We start from the raw sequence: 22,257 nt of genomic DNA, 5'->3' as shown, positions 1-22,257 counted from the left end.
CCGGCGGGGCGCTCGCGGATCCCGCCGGAGCGCCCTCGCCTGCGTGGCCGGTCGGCTCAGAGGAAGACATCGTCGTCCGCGGCGTAGGACTTGACGCCGTCCTCGGCCTTGGGCAGCACGATCCCGTTGCTGCCCTGGGCGAGACCCGTCGAGGACTGGATGACCGAGGTCACGAGCAGCTTGGCCATCTTGGTGACGGCGGACGCCGCGGTCTGGTCCTGGTCGGCCATGAAGAGGCGCATCGCGCGCTCCGGCGGGTTCTTGGGGTGGATGACCTCCTGCAGGATGCGGGGGTCGGCGCCCTGGAGGCCGAACGGGATGATGTTGGGGTACATCCGGTTGCCCGTGCCGGACGCCTTGTCGTACTGCGTCAGCGCGGCGAAGGCGGCCTTCCAGTCCGGCTCGGCGTCCGTCGGCGCGCCGTCGGAGAGGAAGAACACGGCCGGGCGGTGCACGGCGAAGCCGTCCGCCTTGAGCTGGTTGACGTCCCGCTCGATCTGGGTGCGCAGCAGGTCGAAGGCCGCCTTGTATGACGTCCGCCCCCGCCCCTCGAGCTGCGGCAGGGTCGTCTGCTCGAGCAGGTCGCACAGCGGCAGCACCATGCGGGCGTCGTCGCTGAAGTCCATGACCCCGAAGCGCACCTTGTCGCAGATGATCGGGTCCTTCTCGAGCGCCTGGACGAGGCTCGGGAGGATGTTGTTGGCCTCGGTGAGGGCGCCGCTCTCGACCATGGAGTGGGACACGTCGCAGACGAGGTAGAACGGCAGGAGCTTGGCCTTGTCGTCCTGCGGCGCGGGGGTGTCGATCGAGCTCGGCACGGGCTGCGCGGGGGCGGCGGGCACGGGCGGAGCAACCGGGGCCGCGGGCGCGGGCGTGGCCGCCGGGGTCGGCGAGGGGACGGGCGGCTCGACCGGGGCCGGGGGCTCGACGGGGGCCGGCGTGGCGATGGGCTGGGTCGGCTCGGCGGGCGCCGGGATCGGCTGGGTCGGGTCGACCGGTGCCGGGCCCTGGCCGGGGGTGGGGAGCGTGGGCTCGGTCGAGCCGGGTGCCGGGGTGCCGCCCGGCTCGCTCGCCGGGGCGCCGACCGGTGCCGCGGGCATGCCGGGGGTGGTGGGTGCGGTGGGGACGCCGGGCGCGGTGGGCTCCGTGGGGACGGGCTGGGTCGGCTGCGGCTGGGTGGGGTCGGTCGGGGGCTGGGTCATCGGATCCTCCGTGGTGGGTTGTTGGGTGATGGCTGATGAGTGGCGGGTGCGGACGGTGAGGCGTGCGGGCGGGTCAGCCGACGACGGCCTCGCCGCCGTAGAGGAAGACCAGCGCGCCCGTGCTGCTGACGCACTGCGCGGGCTGGTCGTCGGTGCAGAGCAGGCGGACGTTCGCGTCGCGGGCCTGGCTGTAGGCGGTGACGGTGGTGGTCGAGCCCGCTCCGCCTGCGGCGACGTACGCACGCTGCACCGCGACGGCGAACGCGCAGGACGTGCGGTCGTTGCCGGCGGCGGTCGCGGCATACGGTCCGGTCCCGGTGCGGGCGCACTCGCGACCGGTGATCCTGGCCGCCGGGTAGGCCGCGGCCGTCGTGGGCGCGCTGGTGACGGGGGAGGACGACGCGGAGCCGGTGGGACCGGTGGTGCCCGAGCTCGCGCCGGACGTGCCGTCGGTCGGGGTCGGGCTCTCGGTGGCGCTGTCGGTCGGGCTCTCGGTCGGGGAGGCGCTCCACGACGAGGTGGGCGAGGGCGACGCGGTGTCGTCCTGGCCGCCGGAGAGCAGGCCGAAGCCGAGCACCGCACCGGCCAGCGTCAGGAGCACCGGGATGGCCAGGACCAGCAGGATCAGGCGCAGGAGCATCCCGCCGCAGCCCGGCCCACGCCGGACCTGACGACGGTCGCCGTAGCCGCCCGGGTAGCCGGGACCGCCGCCCTGGGGCGGGAACTGCTGGGGTGGGAACTGTTGGGGCGGGTACTGCTGGCGCTGCTGACCGGGGTACCCGGCATACGGTCCCTGTTGCTGACCGGGGTAGGGCCGGCTCTGCGGGACCTGCTGCCGGGTGCGGCCACGAGGCTGGCTCGGGGGTCGCTGGCGCGTCGGTCGCTGGGGCACGGGCACGACCTGGGGGCGCGGACGCTGCTGGCGTGGGCTACCGGCAGGGGCGGCCCCGGGGCCAGGCGTCGCGCCCGTCGCCGGGCTCGATCCCTTCGGCGGGGCCGAGGGGGCAGGCGCCGCGGGCGGGGGCGTCGCCAGGACCATCTCGCCGCAGGACGGGCAGAAGGTCGCGCCCTCGGAGATCGCGGCGCCGCAGTGGGGACAGCTCATCGTCGGCTCGGCCTCAGGAGGTCCGGGTCCACTGGCCGTCCGGCCCGCGGTGCCAGCCCTCCTTGGGCTTGTCGGGAGCCGGGGTGGGAGTGGTGGAGGGGGGCGTCACCGGGGTGGAGGGCGAGGCCGGGGCGACGGGAGGGACCGACGACGACGCAGCGGACGCCGTTGGCAACGAGGTCGTGGAGGGGGCTGCGGTGCCCGGCGCGCCGGTGGCCCCCGGGGACGCGGGTCCGCCGGCGACGACGTCGACGCCCTTCTCGACCCAACCCTTGGCGGACTCGACCTGCGAGTGGTACTTGCGACCGGTCTTGTCGTCGACGGTCCGCACGAGCTTGTCCAGGGCGCTGGAGATCTTGCCGCGGTTGGCCTGGGTGGTCTGGGCGACCTGCGTGCGAGCCTGGACGGCCGCCCCCTTGGCACCCTGCAGGAAGGTGTCGAGGGCGGAGGGGCCGGGCTGCTGGGGCGGGGTGCCGGTGGGGCCGGTGGTCATCGGATCTCCTGAGGGCGAGGTGGGCGAGGGTCCCTGACTGCTCACCTACCCCGGGCAGGGGGTGCGCAATCCCCGCCGAGCACCTCCCCGCCCCCGACATCGTGAGGGTTCGGTCCAAGAAGGTTGGACGAAACCCTCACGATCCCTGGATGGGGGTGACCTCGTCGCCGACGCGCAGCGTGCCCGTGCCCTCGGGCACCAGGTTGACGCCGAACACCAGCCGGCCGTCGATCGCGTTGTGCTCGCCAAGCGACCGCAGCGGCTCCTTGGTGCGGTCCAGCGACGTCGTGTCGTAGGTCGTCATCACGCAACGACCGCAGTGCTTGGCCATGCGGAAGGTCATCTCGCCGATCCGCACCCGGTCCCAGCCCTGCTCCTCGAGCGGCTCGCCGCCGTCGACGACCACGCTGGGCCGGAACCGGTCCATCGTCAGCTCGACCCGCGGCTCGCCGCGCCGGTCGGTGCTCTCGTCGACCCACTCCTGCAGCCGCCCCAGCGAGGGGGTGCTGGTCAGCAGCAACGGGAAGCCGTCGGAGAAGGTCACGGTGTCGCCGGGCTCGGCATACCGCTGGTCCACCGGCCGGAAGGTCGGGTCGTCGCACCACACGAGGTGCAGGCCGGTGCGGCCGAGGTAGTCCTCGAACCACGCGCTCGCCTCGGGCGACGCCTCCCGGCCACGGACGGCCGCGCCCCAGACGACGCCCTCGCGATGCTCGCCCTGGTCCGGGACGCTCACCTCGAGCGGGTCCACCGCCCCGGCCGTATGCCGAACCACCAGCGCCCCGTCGTGCGTCCGGTGCTCGGCGCGGAGCAGGAGCAGGGTGGGGGCCTCGCGGGCGCTGATCATGCGACCGTCGTCCTGCAGCAGCATCCAGCGGCGGTCGTGCCGGATGCTCCAGTGCTCGACGACGGCCTCGGGCACGGGCACGCCGCCGGCGGACTTCAACGGGTAGTAGGCCAGGTCGGTGACCCGGGTCATGCGCCGACCCCGGGCGCCGTGCCGCCGCCAGGCCCCGTGCCGACCCCGGGCGCCACCCCGACCCCCGGCGCCACGTCGATCCCGGGACGCGCGTCGCCGATGTCGCCGAGGTGGGCGATGTAGCGGACGTCCCCGTCCGCGAGGCGGTAGTTGATGCCGACGATGGCGAGCCGGCCGTCCTCGACGAGCTGCTGCAGCAGCGCCGACCGCTCGGCGAGCATGTTGACGGTGCGTCGCACGTGCCAGGCGTTGACCTCGTCGGGGGTGGCGTCGGGGCCGGCGCCGTGGGAGGAGCGGGCCTGGATCACCGAGGGCATGACCTTCTCGACCAGGTCTCGGATGTAGCCGCCGGGGATGGTGCCCGTGTCGGTCGCCTCGATCCCGGCCTTGATCGCGCCGCAGGTGTCGTGGCCCATGACGACGATGAGCGGGGTGCCGAGGACGCCGGGGCCGAACTCGACGGTGCCGAGGACGCACGGGTCGAGCACGTGGCCCGCGGTGCGGACGACGAACAGGTCGCCGAGGCCCTGGTCGAAGATCATCTCGGCGGCGACGCGGGAGTCCGAGCAGCCGAACAGCACCGCGAAGGGCCCCTGCCCGGCGGCGAGCTCGGCGCGGCGGTCGACGTCCTGGTTGGGGTGCTCGCGACGCCCCGTCACGAACCGGGCGTTGCCCTCGACCAGCTGCTGCCAGGCCTCGGCAGGGGTCAGGGTGGTCCGCTCGGTCATGCGTCGACGTCCGCGCGGGTCGTGATGGTCATGACGGTGGGCTTGGAGAACTCGGCGAAGAAGTCGTCACCCTTGTCGTCCACGACGATGAACGCCGGGAAGTCCTCGACCTCGATGCGCCACACGGCCTCCATCCCGAGCTCGGGGTACTCCAGCACCTCGACCTTCTTGATGCAGTCCTGCGCGAGGCGGGCGGCGGGGCCGCCGATGGACCCGAGGTAGAACCCGCCGTGCGCCTGGCAGGCGTCGGTGACCTGCTTGGAGCGGTTGCCCTTGGCGAGCATGACCTTGGAGCCTCCCGCGGCCTGGAACTGGTCGACGTAGGAGTCCATCCGGCCGGCGGTCGTCGGGCCGAAGGACCCGGACGCCATCCCGTCGGGCGTCTTGGCGGGTCCGGCGTAGTAGACGGGGTGGTCCTTGAGGTACTGCGGCATGTCCTCGCCGGCGTCGAGGCGCTCCTTGATCTTGGCGTGCGCGATGTCGCGGGCCACGACCAGCGTGCCGGTGAGCGACAGCCGGGTCTTGACGGGGTGCTTGGTCAGCTCGGCGAGGATGTCGTCCATGGGGCGCGACAGGTCGATCTCGACGACGTCGGGACGCGCAGCACCGTCAGCCCCAGGGCCGCCGTCAGCCCCACCCGCCACACCCTCGAGCAGGTGCTCGTCGGTCGTGTCGGGCAGGTAGTGGCCGGGCTCCATCTCCAGCTGCTCGATGAACACGCCCTCGGCCGTGATCTTGCCGCGGCACTGGCGGTCCGCCGAGCAGGAGACGGCGATGGCGACGGGCAACGAGGCGCCGTGGCGGGGGAGCCGGATCACGCGCACGTCGTGGCAGAAGTACTTGCCGCCGAACTGCGCGCCGATGCCCTGCTTGCGGGTGAGCTCGAGGACGCGCTCCTCCAGCTCGAGGTCGCGGAAGCCGCGGCCGGTCGCGGCGTTGCCGGTGGTGGGCATGGTGTCGAGGTACTTCGCGCTCGCGTACTTCGCCGTCTTGAGGGCGAACTCGGCGCTCGTGCCTCCGATGACGATGGCGAGGTGGTAGGGCGGGCAGGCCGCCGTGCCGAGCGAGCGGATCTTGTCGTCGAGGAACCTCATCATGGCGTCCGGGTTGAGGATCGCCTTGGTCTCCTGGAAGAGATAGGACTTGTTGGCCGAGCCGCCGCCCTTGGCCATGAAGAGGAAGGAGTACTCCGTCTCGTGCCCGCGCTCGGTGTCGGCATACAGCTCGATCTGCGCCGGCAGGTTGTTGCCGGTGTTCTTCTCCTCGAACATCGAGACCGGGGCGTTCTGGGAGTAGCGCAGGTTGAGGCGCGTGTAGGCGTTGTAGACGCCGCGGGCCAGGGGCTCCTCGTCGACGCCGTCGGTGACGACGTGCTGGCCGCGCTCGCCCTTGACGATGGCCGTGCCGGTGTCCTGGCACATCGGGAGCACGCCGGAGGCGGAGATGTTGGCGTTCTTGAGCAGGTCGAGGGCGACGAACGTGTCGTTGTTGCTGGCCTCGGGGTCGTCGAGGATCGTGCGGAGCTGGGCCAGGTGGGCCGGTCGCAGGTAGTGCGCGATGTCGTGCATCGCGGTCTCGGACAGCAGGGTGAGCGCCTCGGGCGCGACCTTGAGGAACGTTCTGCCGTCGGGGCCCTCGACCAGCTCGACGCCCTCGGAGGTCAGCTTGCGGTAGGGGGTCTCGTCGGCGCCGTGCGGCAGTAGGGCCTCGTAGGCGAACTCGGGCATGGTCGTGCTCCTGCTCCTCGATCCAGCTGCGGTGGGCCGACCCTCGCCCTCGTCGGTGAGCGGCGGCCTGTCACCCTTCAGCCTAGGCCGGGGAGCTGCCGTATGCCGCCCCGGGTCGGGCCACGGACGCGCGGGGCACGGCGGGGCACGGCAGGAGCGTGCGCTCGGGCAGCGCCCCCACCGTCGCGTGCACCAGCGCCTCGGCCGCGAGCCGCCCCATGTCGTAGAGGGGGAGCCGCACCGTCGTCAGCTGCGGCGTCAGCTGCTGGATCACCGGCTCGTGGTCGTCGTAGCCGACGACGGACAGGTCGTCGGGGATCCGCAGCCCCGCCTCCGCGGCCGCGAGGTAGACGCCGAGGGCGATCCGGTCGTTGCCGCACACGATCGCGGACGGCCGATCGGGACCGGCGAGCAGCTCGCGCGCCAGGGCGTAGCCCGAGTCGACGTAGTAGAAGCCTTCGCGCACCACGACGTCGCCGGTGCTCGTCGGGACGCCCAGCTCCTCCAGCTCGGCCAGGAAGCCGTCGATCCGCAGGGGGGTCGCCCAGGCGCCTGCGTGACCGCTGAGGTAGGCGATGCGGCGGTGGCCCTGCTCGGCCACGAGCCGGGCGGCCTCGCGCCCGCCGAACTCCTCGTCGGGGAGGAAGCACGGCCCGCGCCCGGCCGGGTCGAAGCAGTTGGCGAGGACCCAGGGCAGGTTCGGCATACGGTCCGGCAGCTCGATCCCTCGGGTGCCCGAGCAGGTGATGACCAGGCCGTCGACCTGGCGGTCGGCGAGCTCCTCGATCGCCGACTGCATGCCGTGGGGCCGGCGCCCGGTGTGCGTCACGAGCAGCACCGTGCTCTCGCTCCAGGCGAGGTCGTGCGCGCCGTTGACGGTCTCGCCCGAGAAGGCCTCCATCGCCGGCTCGTCCACCACCACGCCGATGGTGCCGCTGCGCTTGCGGCGCAGCCCCTGCGCCGTGCGGTTGGGGCGGTAATCGAGGTCGTTGACGGCCTGCAGGACCCGCGCCCGGGTGGCGGCGCTGATCGTCTGCTTGGAGTCGGGGTTGAGCACGAAGGAGACCGTCGTCGCGGACACCCCGGCCCGACGTCCCACGTCGGCCAGGGTCGGTCGTCGGCCACCCCTGCGTAGCTCCATAGCGGGCAACGTTAACCATGTTGATCGTTCAGCACATCGTTCGAGCGGGCGATGTCACAGGTTCGTTGCATTGCGTTCAGCCCGTTGACGGGGGGAGCGCGCGCAACCACTATGGGGTCACTAAAACGTCAAAGGCCGCTCGCAGCGTCGCGTGCACCCGGAGCCCCAGGCTCCCGGGTCCCGGCTCGGCACACGGCCCGGGACCTAGGGATGAGGAAGTCCAAATGCGTGTGCGCAAGCTCTCCACGGCGGCGCTCCTGTGCGGCGTCGTCGCGATGTCGACGAGTGCATGTCTGCAGAACCCCCAAGGCGGTGCGGGTGGCGAGGGCGGTGGCCTCTCCGGCACCGTCGACGGTGGGACGGCGGACGGCGACAAGACCGTCACGATCCTCGGTGCCTTCGGTGGCGACGAGGAGAAGTTCTTCGTCCAGTCGCTGCAGAAGTTCCAGCAGGAGACCGGTATCAAGATCCAGTACACCGCCGACACGGACTTCACGACGACCATCAAGTCCAAGGTCAGCTCGGGCGACTCGCCGGACATCGGCCTGTTCCCCCAGCCGGGTGGTCTGCTCGAGATGGCCGGGCAGAACAAGATCCAGCCGATCGACACCTACCTCGACTACGACAAGCTCGACAGCACGCTCGTGTCGGGCTTCATGGACGCCTCGCGCTACAAGGGCCGCGTCTACGGCGCCCCCATGCGCATGGCCGTGAAGTCGATCGTCTGGTACCCCAAGGCCGCCTACGACAAGGGCGGCTTCAACAAGGAGCCCAAGACGATCCAGGAGCTCTACGGGGTCGCCGACAAGATCAAGGGCACGGGCGTCGCCCCCTGGTGCGTGGCCTGGAACTCCGACCAGGCCACCGGCTGGGTCGGCACCGACTGGCTCGAGGAGTACATGCTGCGCATGTACGGCCCCGAGGTCTACGACCAGTGGACCTCGCACGAGATCCCGTTCAACGACCCGCGCGTCGTCAAGGCCCTCGACGAGATGGGCAAGATCCTCAAGGCCCCCGGCAGCGTCTACGGCGGCACGCAGGCCATCCTCAACACCAAGTTCGGCGAGGCCATGACCCCGGCCTTCGCCACCCCGCCCAAGTGCATGCTGCACCGCCAGGGCAACTTCGCCACGACGTTCTACCCCAAGAACGTCCAGTCCGATCTCGACAACCAGGTCGGCACCTACCCCTTCCCGCCCTACCAGGGTGGGTATGACGGGAAGCCGATCCTCGGCGGCGGCGACCTCGCGGCGCTGTTCAACGGCAACGACCCCGACGCCAAGAAGGTCATGGAGTTCCTGGCCGGCGACAAGTTCGGCGCCGAGTGGGCCAAGGCAGGCGGCTGGCTCAGCCCGCACAAGACCTTCGACATGAAGAACTACCCGAACGAGACGACGCGCAACGTGGCCAAGATGGCGACCGAGGCCGACATCTTCCGCTTCGACGGGTCGGACCTCATGCCCAAGGAGGTCGGCTCCGGCAGCTTCTGGACCGGCATGGTCTCCTGGGTCAACGGCAGCAAGACCTCGCAGCAGGCCGCTGACGAGATCGAGAAGAGCTGGCCGAAGTCATGAGCACCGCCGTCACCGAACGCCCGGCGGGGCACAGCGCCTCGCCGCACAGCGCTCCCAAGGTCGACGACGGCCGGCTGAAGCCGGGCCGCCTCGTCCTGGGATTCCTGGGCATGGTCGTCGTGGTCTGGCTCATCGCCAACCTCTTCCTGGCCTTCGCCTACTACCCCCAGTGGTTCCTCAGCAGCAAGATCATCATCGGTCTGCTGGCCCTGGTGGCCGGGGTGGGTGGCGCCGCCATCCTCTTCTACTTCCTCAACATGTTCGTCGAGGCCCTGCCGCGCCGGCTGTCGGAGGGGCTCATCCCCTACGCCTTCCTGCTGCCGGGCTTCGGCCTGATGTCCCTGATGCTGCTGTACCCGACGGTCCAGACCTTCGTGTACTCCTTCGCCAACCAGGACAGCACCGCGTGGGTCGGCCTGCAGAACTACCGCGACGTCATCGCGGACCAGGAGTTCCGCACGTCGATCTTCAACAACTTCCTGTGGCTGCTGATCGTCCCCGCGACGACGGTGGCGCTCGGCGTGATCGTGGCCGTGCTGGCCGACAAGCTCTCGCCGCAGGGGGAGAAGATCGCGAAGTCGGCGATCTTCCTGCCCATGGCGATCAGCTTCGTCGGTGCCTCGGCCATCTGGAACCTCGTCTACGCGTGGAACGCCGCGGGCTCCTCCCAGACCGGTCTGCTCAACGCCGTGGTCACGGCCTTCGGCGGCACCCCGCAGACCTGGCTGCAGATCTCCAGCGGTCGCCTCAACTCGCTGCTGCTGATGGTCATCCTGATCTGGCTGCAGGTGGGCTTCGCGATGGTGCTGCTGGGCTCGGCCATCAAGGGCGTCCCGGACGACACCCTCGAGGCGGCCCGCATCGACGGCGCCAGCGAGTGGCAGATCTTCTGGAAGGTCATCATCCCGCAGATCTGGGGCACGATCCTGTCGGTCTTCATCACGACCGTGATCCTCGTCCTCAAGGTCTTCGACATCGTCTACGTCCTCACCAACGGTCGCGACAAGACCAACGTGATCGCGAACCTCTTCTTCAACGAGATGTTCGCCAACAGCGACTCCGGCAAGGCCTCGGCGATCGTCGTGATCCTGCTCGCGCTGATCATCCCCGTCCTCATCTACCAGGTGAAGATGTTCCGTGAGCAGGAGGCCAACCGATGAGCACGAGCACCATGGCGGCTCGCACGACCGAGCCCCAGCAGGTGACCCGCGCCAAGGGCACCATGAAGGACGGCCGCCGCCGCAGCATCGTCTCGATCGTCACCCTGACGATCCTCGGCCTGATGTGGTGCCTGCCGACCCTGGGCCTGCTCGTCACGTCCTTCCGGACCCGTGACGACGCCGCCACCTCCGGCTGGTGGACGGCGCTGCTCAACCCGTTCGGGCAGGGCTGGACGCTGTCGAACTACTCGACCGTGTTCACCCAGGCCGACATGGGCAACGCCTTCATCAACTCCCTGGTGGTGGCGATCCCCGCGACGATCATCCCGATCATGTTCGCGGCGTTCGCGTCCTACGCGTTCACGTTCATGGACTTCCCGGGCAAGGACGTCCTGTTCATCATCATCGTCGCGGTCCTCGTGGTCCCGATCCAGGTGGCCTTCCAGCCGCTGCTCGACCTGCTCGGGCCCCGCGGCCTGGGTATCTCGGGGCAGTACATCGCGGTCTGGTTGCTGCACACCGGGTTCGGCATGCCGCTCGCGATCTACACGCTCCGCAACTACATGAGCACCCTGCCGCGCTCCATCGTGGAGTCCGCCAAGATCGACGGCTGCGGTCACTTCCAGACCTTCTGGAAGCTCGTGGCGCCCATGTCGATGCCGGCCATCGCGGCGTTCGCCACCCTGCAGTTCCTGTGGGTGTGGAACGACCTGCTGATCGCCAAGCTGTTCCTGAAGTCCGAGAACACCACGGTGATCGTCAAGCTCCAGGGTCTGCTCGGCACGCAGGGCCAGGGCCAGGAGCTGCTCACCGCCGGCGCGTTCATTTCGATGATCGTGCCGATGCTCGTGTTCGTCGTGCTGCAGCGCTTCCTGGTGCGCGGCATGACGTCGGGCGCGGTCAAGGGCTGAGCCGGAGCGTATGCCGGGGCCACGGCCACGCGGCGGTTCCGGCATACGGCCGGTGCAGGGCTCGCATCCTCTCGGGGGTGCGGGCCCTGCGCCTTGTCTGCTGTGCGGTGCCGGCTCGTCGGGTGCCGGCTCGTCGGCTGCCGACTCGGCCGGTGCTGGCCTGTCAGGCGGGGCCTTGTCGGCGCGCGCGAGTAGGGTCGGTCGCGACGGGTCGAGAAGGGAGCTGCCGATGCGGTCGCGTGGTGTTGTCGGGGTCCTGGCGCTGCTGACGGGGCTGGTCGCGGGGGCCGCCGGGTGCTCGGAGGGGTCCTCGGTCGAGACCGCCCGGGACGGCTCCACGATCGAGGTGATGTACGCGTTCTCCGGCAGCCAGGCCACGGGCTTCCAGGAGGCCGTCGATGCCTGGGCGGGACGGCACGACGTCCAGGTGAGCTACTCCGGCAGCGACGACCTCACGACCGACCTGCGCGCGCGGATCGCCGCCGGCAACCCGCCCGACCTTGCCGTGCTGCCCCAGCCTGGTCTGGCCGTCGAGCTCGCGCGCGAGCGGGTCGTCGAGCCCCTCGACGACGTGCTCCCGATCAGCCGCGTGGCCTCCGGCATGGTGCCCGGCATCGTCGCGCCGCTGCAGACGGGCGGCCGCACCTACGGCATCCCCGTGGCCATGAACGTCAAGTCCCTGCTGTGGTACGACCGGCACGCGCTGCACGCCGTGGACATCGATCCGCCGCAGTCGATGGACGACCTCGCGGTGGCCGGCGACCGGTTGCGCGACCACGGCAGCACCCCCTGGTGCCTCGGCATCGAGGACGGCGCCAACAGCGGCTGGGCCGGGACCGACTGGATCGAGGAGCTCGTGCTGAAGGGTGCCGGGCCCGAGGTCTACGACGGGTGGGTCGCCGGGCGCGTGCCGTTCTCCGACGACCGGATCAAGGCGGCCTTCGCCACGTATGTCGAGGTCCTGCGGCACGACGGCGTCGAGGGTGGTGGACCGGCCGCGGCCCGTCGGGACGTCCGCCAGGCGGCCGACGGCCTGTTCGCCGAGCCGCAGCGGTGCGCCCTGCTCAAGCAGGGCAGCTATGCCACCCAGCAGGGCTTCCTGCCCGAGCGGGTGCGCAAGGCCATCGACCAGACCACCTCGGTCGTGGCCTTCCCCTCGGGCGACAACGACGCGATCGAGGTCGGCGGCGACAGCGCGGTGCTCCTGCGCGGGCACGACCCGGCGGCGCGCGACCTGGTCCGCTACGTGGGCTCGGACCCGCGCTTCGGGGCGGACTGGGCGGGCTCGGAGGACCGCGGATTCATCTCTCCTCGTGAGGACTTCGACCTCGAGCGCTACGCCAGCACCACGACGCGCAAGATCGCGTCGGCGGCCTACCAGGCGCAGACCGTGCGCTTCGACGCGAGCGACCAGATGCCCCCGGCCCTGGGGTCGGAGGCCTTCGCCCACGGCATGGTCGGGCTGACCGCCGGCACGGTCACGGTGGACCAGCTCGTGGCGCAGCTGGACGCCGCGAGGGCCAAGAAGGGCTGACGGACCGCAGGCCGACGCAACGGCCGCCAGCGCGGCGCCGGACCGGGTGCCGGTCTCCTCCACAGAGCCGCTGACCTCGGAGCCACTGGCCCACGAGGACGTCTTGACGCTGCGGGCCGACCCGAACTGAGCTCCCGGCTCACGAATGGTCGTCCGGTGCGCCTGGAACCCCCTCCGGACGACCGGAACTGAGCTCCCGGCTCACGAATGGTCGCCTGTGGGGCCTGGGCCCCTGTCCGGACGGCGCGAACTGAGCTCCGGGCTCACGAATGGTCGCCTGTGGGGCCTGGAAGCCTCTCCGGACGACGGGAACTGAGCTCCCGGCTCACGAATGGTCGCCTGTGCCGCTTAGAAACCCCTGCGGGCGACCCGAAGTGAGCTCCCGGCTCACGAATGGTCGTCCGTGGCGCTTGGAACCCCTTCCGGGCGACCCGAAGTGAGCTCCCGGCTCACGAATGGTCGTCCGTGGGGTCTGGGACCCCCTTCCGGGCGACCCGAAGTGAGCTCCCGGCTCACGAATGGTCGTCTGTGGGGCCTGGAAGCCTCTCCGGATGACGCGAAGTGAGCTCCCGGCTCACGAATGGTCGTCCGTGGGGTCTGGGACCCCCTTCCGGGCGACCCGAAGTGAGCTCCCGGCTCACGAATGGTCGTGCGGGAGGTGGGCGCGGCGGGCTGGGTCAGAGCTCTGCGCGGGTGGGCGGGTTGGCGCCGGCGCGCGAGACCGTGATGGCGCCGCACGCCACCGCCCGCTCGATCGCGGGGCGCACGTCCTGCAGCGAGGCCGTGCGGAGGCGGTCGCGTGCCTCGACCGAGCCGACCAGACCGGCGTCGAGCAGCCCCGAGATCAGGCCTGACATGAACGAGTCTCCGGCCCCCACCGTGTCGATGACGGTGGTGCGGGTGGCCTCGGCGACGAGCCGCTCGCCGGTGCGGGGGAGCAGGACCAGCGCGCCCTGGCCGCCGCGCGTGACGATGACGAGCTCGGGCCCGAGGCGGCCCCACAGCTCCATGATCTGGTCGGGCGTCGCCTCGGGGTAGAGCCACTCGACGTCCTCGTCGCTGGCCTTGACCACGTCCGAGAGGCCGGCCAGCTGCTCGATGCGCTGCCGGACCTCCTCGGGGGTGCCCATGATCGTGGGCCGGGCGTTGGGATCGTAGGACACGGTGCCCGTCGCCCGCGCGCGCAGCGCCGCGTCGACCACCGCGGAGCCGCCCGGCTCGAGGGTCGCCGCGATCGAGCCGGTGTGCAGGTGTCCGACGGGCTCCTCGTCGAGCGCCCCCGCGACGTCCCACAGCAGCTCGAAGTCGTAGGTCGCGCCACCGGCCGGGTCTAGCGTCGCCTTGGCCGTCGAGGTCGACTCCGCCTGGTCGGACCCGTCCGTCAGCGTCAGCAGCCGCTCCTGCACCAGGTGGGCACGCACCATCTCGCCATACGTGTCCCGCCCGAACTGCGTGGCGAACTGGACGGGATGTCCCAGCCGCGCGAGGCCGATGGCGACGTTGGCCGGGCTGCCGCCCGGGTGCTCGTCGACGGCTCCGCCCTGGCGGTGGACGATGTCGACGAGGGACTCTCCGACGACGAGCAGGCGGTCGGTCATGCGGGTGACTCCTCGGGGCGGCGGTGGCTCGGGCCCCTCAGTATCCCCCGGTCGTCGTGGACCCGCCTGGCGTGGTTGGCTCTTGACCCGTCTCATCGGGGACGATGGCCCCATGAGCACCAGCGCCTCCGCGGACCCCACGAGCGATCAGCAGCGTCCGCCCCGGCGCAACCCGCACGCGATGGGCACCTTCACCTCGATGGTGCTGTCGACGGTGGTGGTGACGGCGGTGGTACTGGCATTCTTCGCGCTCGTGGCGCGTCCCGACACCGTGGCCCGGCCCAGCGTCGACGTGCCTGCCGTCGTGACCGAGGCGCGCCGCAGCACCGGCTGGCAGCTCTCGCAGGTCGACGGCCTGGGGGAGGGCTGGGTCGCCAACTCTGCGCGGCTCGAGCCCGAGGCGGACGGCCTGCGGACGTGGCACGTGGGGTACGTCAAGGACCAGGAGTACGTCGCCCTCGACCAGACCGCCAAGGCCACCGACGGCTGGGTCACGGCGCAGACCAAGGGACGCGCACCGGCCGGGGTCATGACGGTGGGCGGGGTTCCGCTCGACAGCTACACGGACCCGCGCAACGGTGACTGCACGCTGGTGCGACGCGGCGGCGACGCTCTGACCAGCGTGATCGAGACGACCGGCACCTGCGCCGAGGCCGCCGCCCAGGCGCAGAAGCTGTCGCCCGCCTTGCGCTGACCCCGCGTCGGCCTGGCCCCGACCCGGCCACCGGGGTGGCACACGTGTCGGCGCCGACCTCTTCTGACCGATCGGCCCGCGCGCCTAGGGTGGGTCCATGGCCGACCTGAAGCCCCCGAGCACCGAGCGTCCGATCGAGGACCTGACCTACGAGCAGGCCCGCGACGAGCTGGTGACCATCGTGTCTCAGCTCGAGGCGGGGCAGCTGCCGCTCGAGGACAGCCTGCGTCTGTGGGAGCGGGGCGAGGCGCTGGCCGCGCACTGCTCCACGTGGCTCGACCAGGCGGAGGCCCGTCTGACCGGTGACGCCCCTGCCTCGGCTTCCGGCGCCAAGGCCAACGCCGACGGGGAGAGCGACGAGTCCTGACGCCGTCCCACCCGCCGCCCCCTCCCACGATCGTGAGTGTTTGGTCCAAGGAAGGTGGACGAAACACTCACGATCTTCGTGAGGCGGGTGGGGGTCAGGGTCAGCCGAGGACGCGGACGCCGAAGTCGCCCGTCGCCACCCGCACCCGCAGCAGCTCCTCGGGCTCGACGTCGTCGCGGTCGGTGACGACCGACCCGTCGCGGTGCTGCACCACGGCATAGCCGCGCTCGAGCGTCCCCAGCGGTGACAGCGCCCGCAGCCGTCCGGCCAGCCCGTCGAGGCGCGCCTGGTCGCGGTGGATCCCCGCCTCGATGCGCCGCGTGACCCGGTCGAGCAGCGCCCCGATCTCGGTGCGCCGTTGGTCGACCAGCGTCACGGGCTGCGCCATCACCGGCCGAGACCGTATGGCGGACAGGCCGCGCCGCTCACGATCGACATACAGCTGCAGCGCGCGCTCGATCCGCCCGCGGGCGACCGCCACGACCTCCTGCTGCTCGGCCAGGTCGGGCACGACGCGCTTGCCGGCGTCGGTCGGGGTGGAGGCACGCCAGTCGGCGACGTGGTCGAGCAGGGGCGCGTCCTCGTGGTGGCCGATGGCGCTGACGACCGGGGTGAAGCAGTCGGAGACGCACCGCACGAGCGCCTCGTTGCTGAACGGCAGCAGGTCCTCGACCGAGCCGCCGCCGCGGGCGATGACGATGACGTCGACCTCGCGGTGGGCGTCGAGCTCGCGCACGGCCGCGCTGACCTCGGCGACGGCGTTGACGCCCTGCACCGCCACCTGGCGGACCTCGAACTGCGTTGCGGGCCAACGCCGCAGGGCGTTCTGCACGACGTCGTGCTCGGCCTGCGAGGCGCGCCCGCAGATCAGTCCGACCCGGCGTGGCAGGAACGGCAGCGGTCGCTTGCGGGCCGGGTCGAACAGCCCCTCGGCGCGCATGACCGACTTGAGGTGCTCGAGGCGGGCCAGCAGCTCGCCGACGCCGACGGCGCGGACCTGGCGCCCCTCGAGCTGCAGCGTCCCGCGCTTGGTCCAGAACGTCGGACGCGCCTGGACGACGACCCGGGCCCCGCTGGACAGCGGCGTCGGCATACGGTCGATCGCCTGTCCCGGCAGGGTGACGGTGAGGGACATGTCCACGTCCGGGTCGCGCAGCGTCAGGAAGGCGAGGCCGGCCCCGGGTCGCCGGTTGAGCTGGACGACCTGCCCCTCGACCCACAGCCCGGACATCTTGTCGACGTAGTCCGCGATCTTCATCGACAGGACCCGCACCGGCCACGGCTGCTCCGCGGTGGTCTGGTTGGCGCGTTCGGGCAGGTCGGGGCCGGGCATGCCCCTGAGCGTATGACGCCCCGCCGTCACCCGGGGTGACGCCTCGAGGGATGGTGGGCGTGTCGGGGTCAGCGGCGGCGCGCTACTTGGTCTCGTTCGGGTGACGCGTGTGGCAGCGGACGAGAACCACCGTGCGGCCGTCGACGTAGAACCAGAGACGGGCCCCGCCGGACAGCTTGTGCTGCCACTGCTCGTGGACCCGCCCGCCGCGCGTAACGGTGGCGAGGACATCTCGTAGCGGGTGATTCCCAGCCTGCCGCTCAAGGGGCGTCCGGGTGAGGAAGTCCCAGGCGTCGGCGAGGGCATTGCCCTGGGTGGCCCGCAGGTCCGCCCACCCCTTCTCGGTCTCGCTGCTTCCAAAGACGATGGTGAACTCGCCGCTCTTGATGGGCCTGTGGGCGACACCTCCTCGCTTGGCCATCATGCGAGGCGCGGGTCGGGGACGGGCACGGGGTCGTCATACCACCCGATGTCCTCGACTCGGGTGTACCCGGCCGCCATGGCCTCGGCCGTGGCATGCCACTCGTGCAGCTCCACCAAGAAGGGTCCGAAGTCGCGGACCGCGGCGCATGCGCGGGCCGTGGCCACGATAGACCGGGCGAACTCGGTGCGCCCGCCATCCGACAGGAACGCCATCCAGGGGAGACGGGACTGGAGCCGCTCGACGAAGGGCACGTCGTCCGGGCCGAGCGAAGCGGCGATGAGGTCCGCCGCGAGGTTGAGGACCGTGAACTGACGCTCGTGGTCGCTCTTGCGCGTGAGGACGAGGCTCTCCCCGTCGCGGCGCGTGATCTCGACTGGCCCCTCCTCAGCGGCCCGGAACACGTCAGCGCTGTGACGGGACAGGTCCGAGGACGGCACGACGCGGGAGGTGGTAGGAGGCATGCGCACCATTCTATTCTGAATGTGTTCAGAAGCGAACCCCGGATTGCTCCAGCGCGGTGCAGGGCCGGCCCAGTCTGCTCGCCTAGACTTGGTGGGTGACTGACTCGCAGACTGACCACAAGCGCGTCCTGCTGGCCGCCCCGCGCGGCTACTGCGCCGGCGTCGACCGCGCCGTCGTGACGGTGGAGAAGGCCCTGGAGCTCTACGGCCCGCCCGTCTACGTGCGCAAGCAGATCGTCCACAACAAGCACGTCGTCTCCACGCTCGAGAAGCGCGGCGCGATCTTCGTCGACGAGACCGACGAGGTGCCCGAGGGCGCCACCGTGGTGTTCAGCGCCCACGGCGTCGCGCCGGTCGTGCACGAGGAGGCGTCCCGGCTGCAGCTCAAGACCATCGACGCGACCTGCCCCCTGGTGACCAAGGTCCACCGCGAGGCCGTGCGGTTCGCGGGCGACGACTTCGACATCCTCCTGATCGGCCACGAGGGGCACGAGGAGGTCGTGGGCACGAGCGGCGAGGCGCCCGAGCACATCACGATCGTCGACAACCCCGACGCCGTGGAGCACGTGACCGTGCGCGACCCCGACAAGGTCGTGTGGCTCTCGCAGACCACACTCTCCGTCGACGAAACGATGGAGACGGTGCGCCGCCTGCGCGAGAAGTTCCCCAACCTGCAGGACCCGCCGAGCGACGACATCTGCTACGCCACGCAGAACCGCCAGCTCGCCGTCAAGCAGATGGCCCCCGACACCGACCTGATGCTGGTCGTCGGCTCGCGCAACTCCTCCAACTCGGTGCGCCTCGTCGAGGTGGCCGTGGAGCACGGCGCGCACGCGGGCTACCTCGTGGACTACGCCGACGAGATCGACGAGGCCTGGCTCGAGGGCGTGACGACGGTGGGCGTGACCAGCGGCGCGAGCGTGCCCGAGGTGCTGGTGCGCGACGTGCTGGACTGGCTGGCGGCGCGTGGCTACGCGGACGTCGCGCCGGTGGTGGCGGCCGAGGAGTCGCTGCTCTTCGCCCTGCCGATGGAGATCCGCAAGGAGCTCAAGGCACGCGGCCAGTCCGACAAGATGCGCCACGACGCCGGATCGCTGCACTGACCCGTGCGTCTGCTGTGGACGGTGAGGTTGGGACGCCTGACTCAGGTGCCGCCGGGGAGGCGTCGTGGCGCGTGACCTGTGGAGCGACCCCGCGACCGTGCGCAACGGCTGGATCCTGACGACGGTCGTCGTGGGCGTCGGCCTGGTGTGCGATGCGCTGGGCGCGGTGTTCCTGCGGGACTGGCTGATGCTGATCAGCGTCGCCATCGCCGTGGCCTTCGTATGGCGCAGCGTCCGGCTGCACGACGGCATCGCCATGCTCAACAACGGGCTGGCACTCGTCCTCGCCCTCCTCGCGGCGGGCTACGTCCTGCTGGCGGCGCTCGCCACCTGACCTCCGTCTCGAGCTCCGCTCCCCGTCTGGTGCTGCAGCCCCCGTCTGGGGCTGCAGCACCAGACGGGAGATGGACGCCGAGACGGCGGATGACGGCCGAGGCGGGGATGACGGCCGACACGGCGACGGCGGTCGAGGCGGGGACGGCGGTCGAGGCGGCGCGCTCCGGCATACGGCGGGCGCGGGGTGAGGCGCTGCGATGCCTGGGATTGCGCAAACCTGGGCACGCCTGACGGTGCCCAGGTTTCCGCGATGGCGAGCGGGCAGGATCCGCCCGGGTTCGACACATCGGCCTGAGGTGCGAAGTCGGGCGGATGTGACTACCTCAGGTGGTCACATCCGCCTGGCGTGCTAACCCCGGCCGATGTGACTACCTGAGGTAGACATGCGGGGGGATGCATGGCGCCGGGGGCGGATGAGCGCAACCACGCAAAAGGGTCTGCATAACCCCTCAACCAGGGACAACGTCCGGCCATACCCCGTCTCGGCGGGACGATTTCTCGTGTGTATCCTCGCGAGCGAGACGTCAGCGGTGACGTGGGCCACGCCATCTGGCCCGGCCCGCCGGCGCGCGCGACGAGGAGCAGCGATGCGGCAGATCAGGGTCGTCCAGTGGGGTCTCGGAGCCATGGGCAGCGGCATGGCCAGGCTCGTGGCCGGCAAGAGCGGCCTGCAGCTGGTGGGCGGGATCGACAGCCGCCCCGACTACGTCGGCCAGGACCTCGGCACGGTGCTCGGCATCGAGCCGCTCGGCGTGACCGTCACCGACGACCCGAGCAGCGTGCTGGACAAGGACCAGGTCGACTGCGTCGTCATCGCGACGACCTCCTGGGTCAAGGAGCAGATCGACGACCTGCGCACGATCCTGCGCGCGGGCATCAACTGCGTCTCCATCGCCGAGGAGATGGCGTCCCCCGAGGCGCAGAGCCCCGAGCTCGCGCGTGAGCTGGACGAGCTCGCCAAGGCGGGAGGCGTCTCGATCATCGGCACCGGCGTCAACCCGGGCCTGTCCATGGACCTGCTGGTCGTGGCGCTGACGGCCGGCTGCCACGAGGTCACCAGCATCGAGGCGTCCCGCGTCAACGACCTGTCGCCATACGGCCCGACGGTCATGCGCACCCAGGGCGTCGGCCTGTCCGAGGAGGAGTTCCGCCGGGGCGTCGAGGACGGCAGCGTCGACGGGCACATCGGCTTCCCCGAGTCCGCGCGGATGATCTCGGACGCGCTCGGCCTCGGCGTCGACCGCATCGAGCAGCGCCGCGAGCCGATCATCTCCACCGTCCGCCGCGAGACGCCGCACGTGGTGGTCGAGCCGGGCATGGTGGCGGGCTGCAAGCAGACGCTCCTCGGCTACCGCGGCGACGAGGTCGTCCTCACGCTGGTCCACCCGCAGCAGGTGCTGCCGGAGCTCGAGGGGCAGGGGACCGGCGACTACATCACCATCGAGGGCACCCCGCCGATCCAGATGCAGATCACCCCGGAGTATGCCGGGGGCACGGCCACCAAGGGCATCGCGGTCAACTGCGTCCCGCGGATCGTGGAGGCCTCGCCGGGCCTCAAGAGCATGCTCGACATCCCCGTCCCGGCCGCCCTCATGGGCGACTCCGCCTACGCGCGCCGCGTCTGACGTGGTTGAGCGCCAGGGAGGTTCGTGATGAGTGACGTCGTCGCCGCGGGCGCGTGGGTCGAGATCGAGCGCGTCCTGCTGGAGCCGGAGCAGCGGTCGCCGCAGCTGCCGGAGGAGACCCGCAGCACCCCTTACGTCCTGCGGATGTCGGGCTTCCTGGACGCCGAGGCGCGCCTGGGCGACGAGGTGACGATCACGAGCCTCATCGGGCACCAGCACGCGGGGACGCTGCGGCTGGTCAACCCGTCCTACGAGCACAGCTTCGGCACCACCGTGCCGGAGCTGCTCCACATCGGCCTCGGCGAGGAGTGGCGATGACCGCCGTGACCCGCAGCGGCAGCGGCGCCGCCCGCGACATGAGCTATGCCGCCGTCATGGGCCGCAAGGTCGAGATCATGCGCGGCGCGCTCGGGATCGACTACGACACCTACGAGCTCACGCCGCTGGCCTTCGACTACGACCGGATGATGGCCGACACGGGCTACACGATCGAGCGGATCGCCGAGATCCAGGCCGAGACCAAGGTGGGTCGCACCCCGCTGCACGAGCTGTGCAACCTCACCGATGCCGTGCGCCGAATCTCGAAGCCGGGCAAGGGCGCTCGCATCCTGCTCAAGGACGAAGCGGCCAACGCGTCCGGGTCCTTCAAGGCGCGGCGCGCGTCGATCTCCTGCTACGAGGCCAGGACTCGCGGCTACGCGGGCGTCGCGACCGCCACCAGCGGCAACTACGGCGCGGCCGTGGCGTCCCAGGCGGCGATGCGGCGGCTGCGCTGCATCGTGCTGCAGGAGGTCTTCGACTCCCACGGCGTCGGGCAGCCCGAGATCGTCGAGAAGTCCCGCGCCTGCGAGGCGTACGGCGCTGAGGTGCAACGACTCTCGGTCGGACCCGAGCTCTTCTACCAGATGCTCGTGACGCTCGAGACGACCGGCTTCTTCAACGCCTCGCTCTACACCCCCTTCGGGATCCGCGGGGTCGAGACCCTGGGCGCCGAGATCGGTCGCGAGGTGCAGGAGCGGTATGGCGCCCCGCCCACCGCCGTCGTGGTCACCCAGGCCGGCGGCGGCAACCTCACGGGCACGGCCCGCGGGCTGCGCGAGGTCGGTTGCGAGACAAGCACGGTCGTGGCCTGCTCGGTGGATCTCGGTGGGCTGCACATGGCCTCGGACGTCGACTTCAACCGCAAGTCGTTCACGACCGGGCACACGGGCTTCGGGGTGCCGTTCGCGACCTGGCCGGACCGGACCGACGTGCCGCGCAACGCCGCTCGCAGCCTGCGCTACATGGACGACTACCAGCTGGTGACGCAGGGCGAGGTCTTCTACGTCACGGAGCTGCTCACCAAGCTCGAGGGTCTGGAGCGCGGCCCGGCGGGCAACACCAGCCTGACCGCGGCGGTCGCCCTGGCTGCGCAGCTCGGCGAGGACGAGACCGTGGTCGTGCAGGAGACGGAGTACACGGGCGCCGGGAAGCACCACAACCGGCAGCTGTCCTTCGCCCGCGAGCGCGGCATCGAGATCAGCGCCGGAGACCCTGCGGGCAACGTGCCGGGGCAGCGGATCGTCATACCGGACAACCTGACTCAGGTGCAGGGCAGGGCGCAGGACCTGGACCGGCTGCGCCGCTCCTATCTCAAGAACGCCGCCAAGGTCCTCGACCCCGCGGCGTGGACCGACACGGACGTCGACTATGTCGCGGCTGAGACCAACAGCACGCGCGAGTGGGTCCTCGCGAACGTCCCCACCACGGAAGGCAGCTGACG

General features: G+C 71.1%; 22 protein-coding genes and 1 pseudogene. 11 read left to right on the top strand and 12 right to left on the bottom strand.

Going from position 1 to position 22,257, the window contains the following annotated elements:
* Positions 1 to 56: 56 nt before the first annotated feature.
* The 8 genes and pseudogenes from B4K29_RS03770 to B4K29_RS03740 all read right to left on the bottom strand — a co-directional run bounded on the left by B4K29_RS03770 (position 57) and on the right by B4K29_RS03740 (position 7,375).
* Positions 57 to 1,202: a vWA domain-containing protein gene (locus B4K29_RS03770; protein ID WP_286966437.1), complete on the bottom strand. Its 1,146-nt coding sequence runs from the start codon at positions 1,200 to 1,202 to the stop codon at positions 57 to 59.
* A 73-nt stretch (positions 1,203 to 1,275) separates the two neighbouring features.
* Positions 1,276 to 2,094: a hypothetical protein gene (locus tag B4K29_RS03765; protein ID WP_240483979.1), complete on the bottom strand. Its 819-nt coding sequence runs from the start codon at positions 2,092 to 2,094 to the stop codon at positions 1,276 to 1,278.
* A gap of 150 nt (positions 2,095 to 2,244) precedes the next feature.
* Positions 2,245 to 2,307: pseudogene (locus B4K29_RS18405) on the bottom strand (zinc-ribbon domain-containing protein); the annotation flags it as partial.
* A 13-nt stretch (positions 2,308 to 2,320) separates the two neighbouring features.
* On the bottom strand, positions 2,321 to 2,800 hold the full coding sequence (locus tag B4K29_RS03760; protein WP_286966435.1) for an antitoxin: 480 nt from the start codon (positions 2,798 to 2,800) through the stop codon (positions 2,321 to 2,323).
* Between the two features lie 136 nt (positions 2,801 to 2,936).
* The gene (locus B4K29_RS03755; protein WP_019286303.1) at positions 2,937 to 3,779 is read right to left on the bottom strand and encodes an MOSC domain-containing protein; all 843 of its coding nucleotides are present in this window, start codon (positions 3,777 to 3,779) and stop codon (positions 2,937 to 2,939) included.
* On the bottom strand, positions 3,776 to 4,507 hold the full coding sequence (locus tag B4K29_RS03750; protein ID WP_029211856.1) for a carbonic anhydrase: 732 nt from the start codon (positions 4,505 to 4,507) through the stop codon (positions 3,776 to 3,778). Before B4K29_RS03750 ends, B4K29_RS03755 begins: the two co-directional genes overlap by 4 nt.
* Positions 4,504 to 6,234 carry a fumarate hydratase gene (locus B4K29_RS03745; protein ID WP_286966433.1) on the bottom strand — a complete coding sequence of 577 codons (1,731 nt, stop codon included), beginning with the start codon at positions 6,232 to 6,234 and terminating at the stop codon, positions 4,504 to 4,506. The genes B4K29_RS03750 and B4K29_RS03745 overlap by 4 nt, the downstream gene beginning before the upstream one ends.
* A gap of 82 nt (positions 6,235 to 6,316) precedes the next feature.
* A complete protein-coding gene (locus B4K29_RS03740; RefSeq protein ID WP_239263930.1) occupies positions 6,317 to 7,375 on the bottom strand; it encodes a LacI family DNA-binding transcriptional regulator in 1,059 nt (352 codons plus the stop codon).
* Positions 7,376 to 7,599: 224 nt separating this feature from the next.
* Between B4K29_RS03740 and B4K29_RS03735 the strand changes: the two genes are divergently transcribed.
* The 4 genes from B4K29_RS03735 to B4K29_RS03720 all read left to right on the top strand — a co-directional run bounded on the left by B4K29_RS03735 (position 7,600) and on the right by B4K29_RS03720 (position 12,554).
* Positions 7,600 to 8,949, top strand: coding sequence for an ABC transporter substrate-binding protein (locus tag B4K29_RS03735; protein WP_286966431.1), 1,350 nt, complete (start codon positions 7,600 to 7,602; stop codon positions 8,947 to 8,949).
* Positions 8,946 to 10,109 carry a carbohydrate ABC transporter permease gene (locus tag B4K29_RS03730; protein WP_286966430.1) on the top strand — a complete coding sequence of 388 codons (1,164 nt, stop codon included), beginning with the start codon at positions 8,946 to 8,948 and terminating at the stop codon, positions 10,107 to 10,109. The genes B4K29_RS03735 and B4K29_RS03730 overlap by 4 nt, the downstream gene beginning before the upstream one ends.
* 62 nt (positions 10,110 to 10,171) lie before the next feature.
* Positions 10,172 to 11,020, top strand: coding sequence for a carbohydrate ABC transporter permease (locus B4K29_RS03725; protein ID WP_029211861.1), 849 nt, complete (start codon positions 10,172 to 10,174; stop codon positions 11,018 to 11,020).
* Between the two features lie 229 nt (positions 11,021 to 11,249).
* Entirely contained in the window at positions 11,250 to 12,554 is a 1,305-nt protein-coding gene (locus B4K29_RS03720) for an ABC transporter substrate-binding protein (RefSeq protein WP_286966429.1), read from the top strand.
* A gap of 677 nt (positions 12,555 to 13,231) precedes the next feature.
* Here the strand turns inward: B4K29_RS03720 and B4K29_RS03715 are convergent.
* Positions 13,232 to 14,152, bottom strand: a complete 921-nt coding sequence (locus tag B4K29_RS03715; protein WP_286966428.1) for a carbohydrate kinase family protein — start codon at positions 14,150 to 14,152, stop codon at positions 13,232 to 13,234.
* A gap of 112 nt (positions 14,153 to 14,264) precedes the next feature.
* Here B4K29_RS03715 and B4K29_RS03710 point away from each other — a divergent pair, with 112 nt between their 5' ends.
* Positions 14,265 to 14,846 carry a DUF4245 family protein gene (locus tag B4K29_RS03710; protein ID WP_286966427.1) on the top strand — a complete coding sequence of 194 codons (582 nt, stop codon included), beginning with the start codon at positions 14,265 to 14,267 and terminating at the stop codon, positions 14,844 to 14,846.
* Positions 14,847 to 14,943: 97 nt separating this feature from the next.
* Positions 14,944 to 15,213, top strand: coding sequence for an exodeoxyribonuclease VII small subunit (locus B4K29_RS03705; protein WP_286966426.1), 270 nt, complete (start codon positions 14,944 to 14,946; stop codon positions 15,211 to 15,213).
* A gap of 100 nt (positions 15,214 to 15,313) precedes the next feature.
* On the opposite strand, the gene xseA is transcribed toward B4K29_RS03705, so the two are convergent.
* The 3 genes from xseA to B4K29_RS03690 all read right to left on the bottom strand — a co-directional run bounded on the left by xseA (position 15,314) and on the right by B4K29_RS03690 (position 17,431).
* Positions 15,314 to 16,546, bottom strand: a complete 1,233-nt coding sequence (gene xseA / locus B4K29_RS03700; RefSeq protein WP_286957987.1) for an exodeoxyribonuclease VII large subunit — start codon at positions 16,544 to 16,546, stop codon at positions 15,314 to 15,316.
* A gap of 82 nt (positions 16,547 to 16,628) precedes the next feature.
* Positions 16,629 to 16,967: a hypothetical protein gene (locus tag B4K29_RS03695; protein ID WP_037214641.1), complete on the bottom strand. Its 339-nt coding sequence runs from the start codon at positions 16,965 to 16,967 to the stop codon at positions 16,629 to 16,631.
* A complete protein-coding gene (locus B4K29_RS03690) occupies positions 16,967 to 17,431 on the bottom strand; it encodes a type II toxin-antitoxin system Phd/YefM family antitoxin (RefSeq protein ID WP_029210258.1) in 465 nt (154 codons plus the stop codon). The genes B4K29_RS03695 and B4K29_RS03690 overlap by 1 nt, the downstream gene beginning before the upstream one ends.
* Positions 17,432 to 17,526: 95 nt before the next feature.
* Between B4K29_RS03690 and B4K29_RS03685 the strand changes: the two genes are divergently transcribed.
* From B4K29_RS03685 to ortB, 5 genes are all read left to right on the top strand, one after another.
* Entirely contained in the window at positions 17,527 to 18,534 is a 1,008-nt protein-coding gene (locus tag B4K29_RS03685) for a 4-hydroxy-3-methylbut-2-enyl diphosphate reductase (protein ID WP_239263946.1), read from the top strand.
* Positions 18,535 to 18,598: 64 nt separating this feature from the next.
* Positions 18,599 to 18,868, top strand: a complete 270-nt coding sequence (locus B4K29_RS03680) for a hypothetical protein (protein ID WP_286966425.1) — start codon at positions 18,599 to 18,601, stop codon at positions 18,866 to 18,868.
* Positions 18,869 to 19,457: 589 nt separating this feature from the next.
* Positions 19,458 to 20,495 (top strand): 2,4-diaminopentanoate dehydrogenase, encoded by a 1,038-nt coding sequence (gene ord, locus B4K29_RS03675; RefSeq protein ID WP_286966423.1) that lies wholly within the window; start codon positions 19,458 to 19,460, stop codon positions 20,493 to 20,495.
* Positions 20,496 to 20,522: 27 nt separating this feature from the next.
* Positions 20,523 to 20,813, top strand: coding sequence for a 2-amino-4-oxopentanoate thiolase subunit OrtA (gene ortA / locus B4K29_RS03670; RefSeq protein WP_239263952.1), 291 nt, complete (start codon positions 20,523 to 20,525; stop codon positions 20,811 to 20,813).
* Positions 20,810 to 22,255: a 2-amino-4-oxopentanoate thiolase subunit OrtB gene (gene ortB / locus B4K29_RS03665; protein ID WP_286966421.1), complete on the top strand. Its 1,446-nt coding sequence runs from the start codon at positions 20,810 to 20,812 to the stop codon at positions 22,253 to 22,255. The genes ortA and ortB overlap by 4 nt, the downstream gene beginning before the upstream one ends.
* Positions 22,256 to 22,257: the final 2 nt, after the last annotated feature.

Origin of the sequence: Arsenicicoccus sp. UBA6765 (genome assembly GCF_002453335.1) — a bacterium.
Taxonomy (GTDB): Bacteria; Actinomycetota; Actinomycetes; order Actinomycetales; family Dermatophilaceae; genus Arsenicicoccus; species Arsenicicoccus bolidensis.
This window is presented reverse-complemented; position numbering and strand designations above follow the sequence as displayed.

Coding starts and splice junctions, on each gene's coding strand:
- B4K29_RS03695 (WP_037214641.1), bottom strand. CDS start 16,967: ATGGCCAAGCGAGGAGGTGTCGCCCACAGGCCCATCAAGAGCGGCGAG.
- B4K29_RS03725 (WP_029211861.1), top strand. CDS start 10,172: ATGAAGGACGGCCGCCGCCGCAGCATCGTCTCGATCGTCACCCTGACG.
- ord (WP_286966423.1), top strand. CDS start 19,458: ATGCGGCAGATCAGGGTCGTCCAGTGGGGTCTCGGAGCCATGGGCAGC.
- B4K29_RS03755 (WP_019286303.1), bottom strand. CDS start 3,779: ATGACCCGGGTCACCGACCTGGCCTACTACCCGTTGAAGTCCGCCGGC.
- ortA (WP_239263952.1), top strand. CDS start 20,523: ATGAGTGACGTCGTCGCCGCGGGCGCGTGGGTCGAGATCGAGCGCGTC.
- B4K29_RS03750 (WP_029211856.1), bottom strand. CDS start 4,507: ATGACCGAGCGGACCACCCTGACCCCTGCCGAGGCCTGGCAGCAGCTG.
- B4K29_RS03690 (WP_029210258.1), bottom strand. CDS start 17,431: ATGCCTCCTACCACCTCCCGCGTCGTGCCGTCCTCGGACCTGTCCCGT.
- B4K29_RS03745 (WP_286966433.1), bottom strand. CDS start 6,234: ATGCCCGAGTTCGCCTACGAGGCCCTACTGCCGCACGGCGCCGACGAG.
- B4K29_RS03740 (WP_239263930.1), bottom strand. CDS start 7,375: ATGGAGCTACGCAGGGGTGGCCGACGACCGACCCTGGCCGACGTGGGA.
- B4K29_RS03720 (WP_286966429.1), top strand. CDS start 11,250: ATGCGGTCGCGTGGTGTTGTCGGGGTCCTGGCGCTGCTGACGGGGCTG.
- B4K29_RS03735 (WP_286966431.1), top strand. CDS start 7,600: ATGCGTGTGCGCAAGCTCTCCACGGCGGCGCTCCTGTGCGGCGTCGTC.
- B4K29_RS03770 (WP_286966437.1), bottom strand. CDS start 1,202: ATGACCCAGCCCCCGACCGACCCCACCCAGCCGCAGCCGACCCAGCCC.
- ortB (WP_286966421.1), top strand. CDS start 20,810: ATGACCGCCGTGACCCGCAGCGGCAGCGGCGCCGCCCGCGACATGAGC.
- B4K29_RS03760 (WP_286966435.1), bottom strand. CDS start 2,800: ATGACCACCGGCCCCACCGGCACCCCGCCCCAGCAGCCCGGCCCCTCC.
- B4K29_RS03710 (WP_286966427.1), top strand. CDS start 14,265: ATGAGCACCAGCGCCTCCGCGGACCCCACGAGCGATCAGCAGCGTCCG.
- B4K29_RS03705 (WP_286966426.1), top strand. CDS start 14,944: ATGGCCGACCTGAAGCCCCCGAGCACCGAGCGTCCGATCGAGGACCTG.
- xseA (WP_286957987.1), bottom strand. CDS start 16,546: ATGCCCGGCCCCGACCTGCCCGAACGCGCCAACCAGACCACCGCGGAG.
- B4K29_RS03730 (WP_286966430.1), top strand. CDS start 8,946: ATGAGCACCGCCGTCACCGAACGCCCGGCGGGGCACAGCGCCTCGCCG.
- B4K29_RS03715 (WP_286966428.1), bottom strand. CDS start 14,152: ATGACCGACCGCCTGCTCGTCGTCGGAGAGTCCCTCGTCGACATCGTC.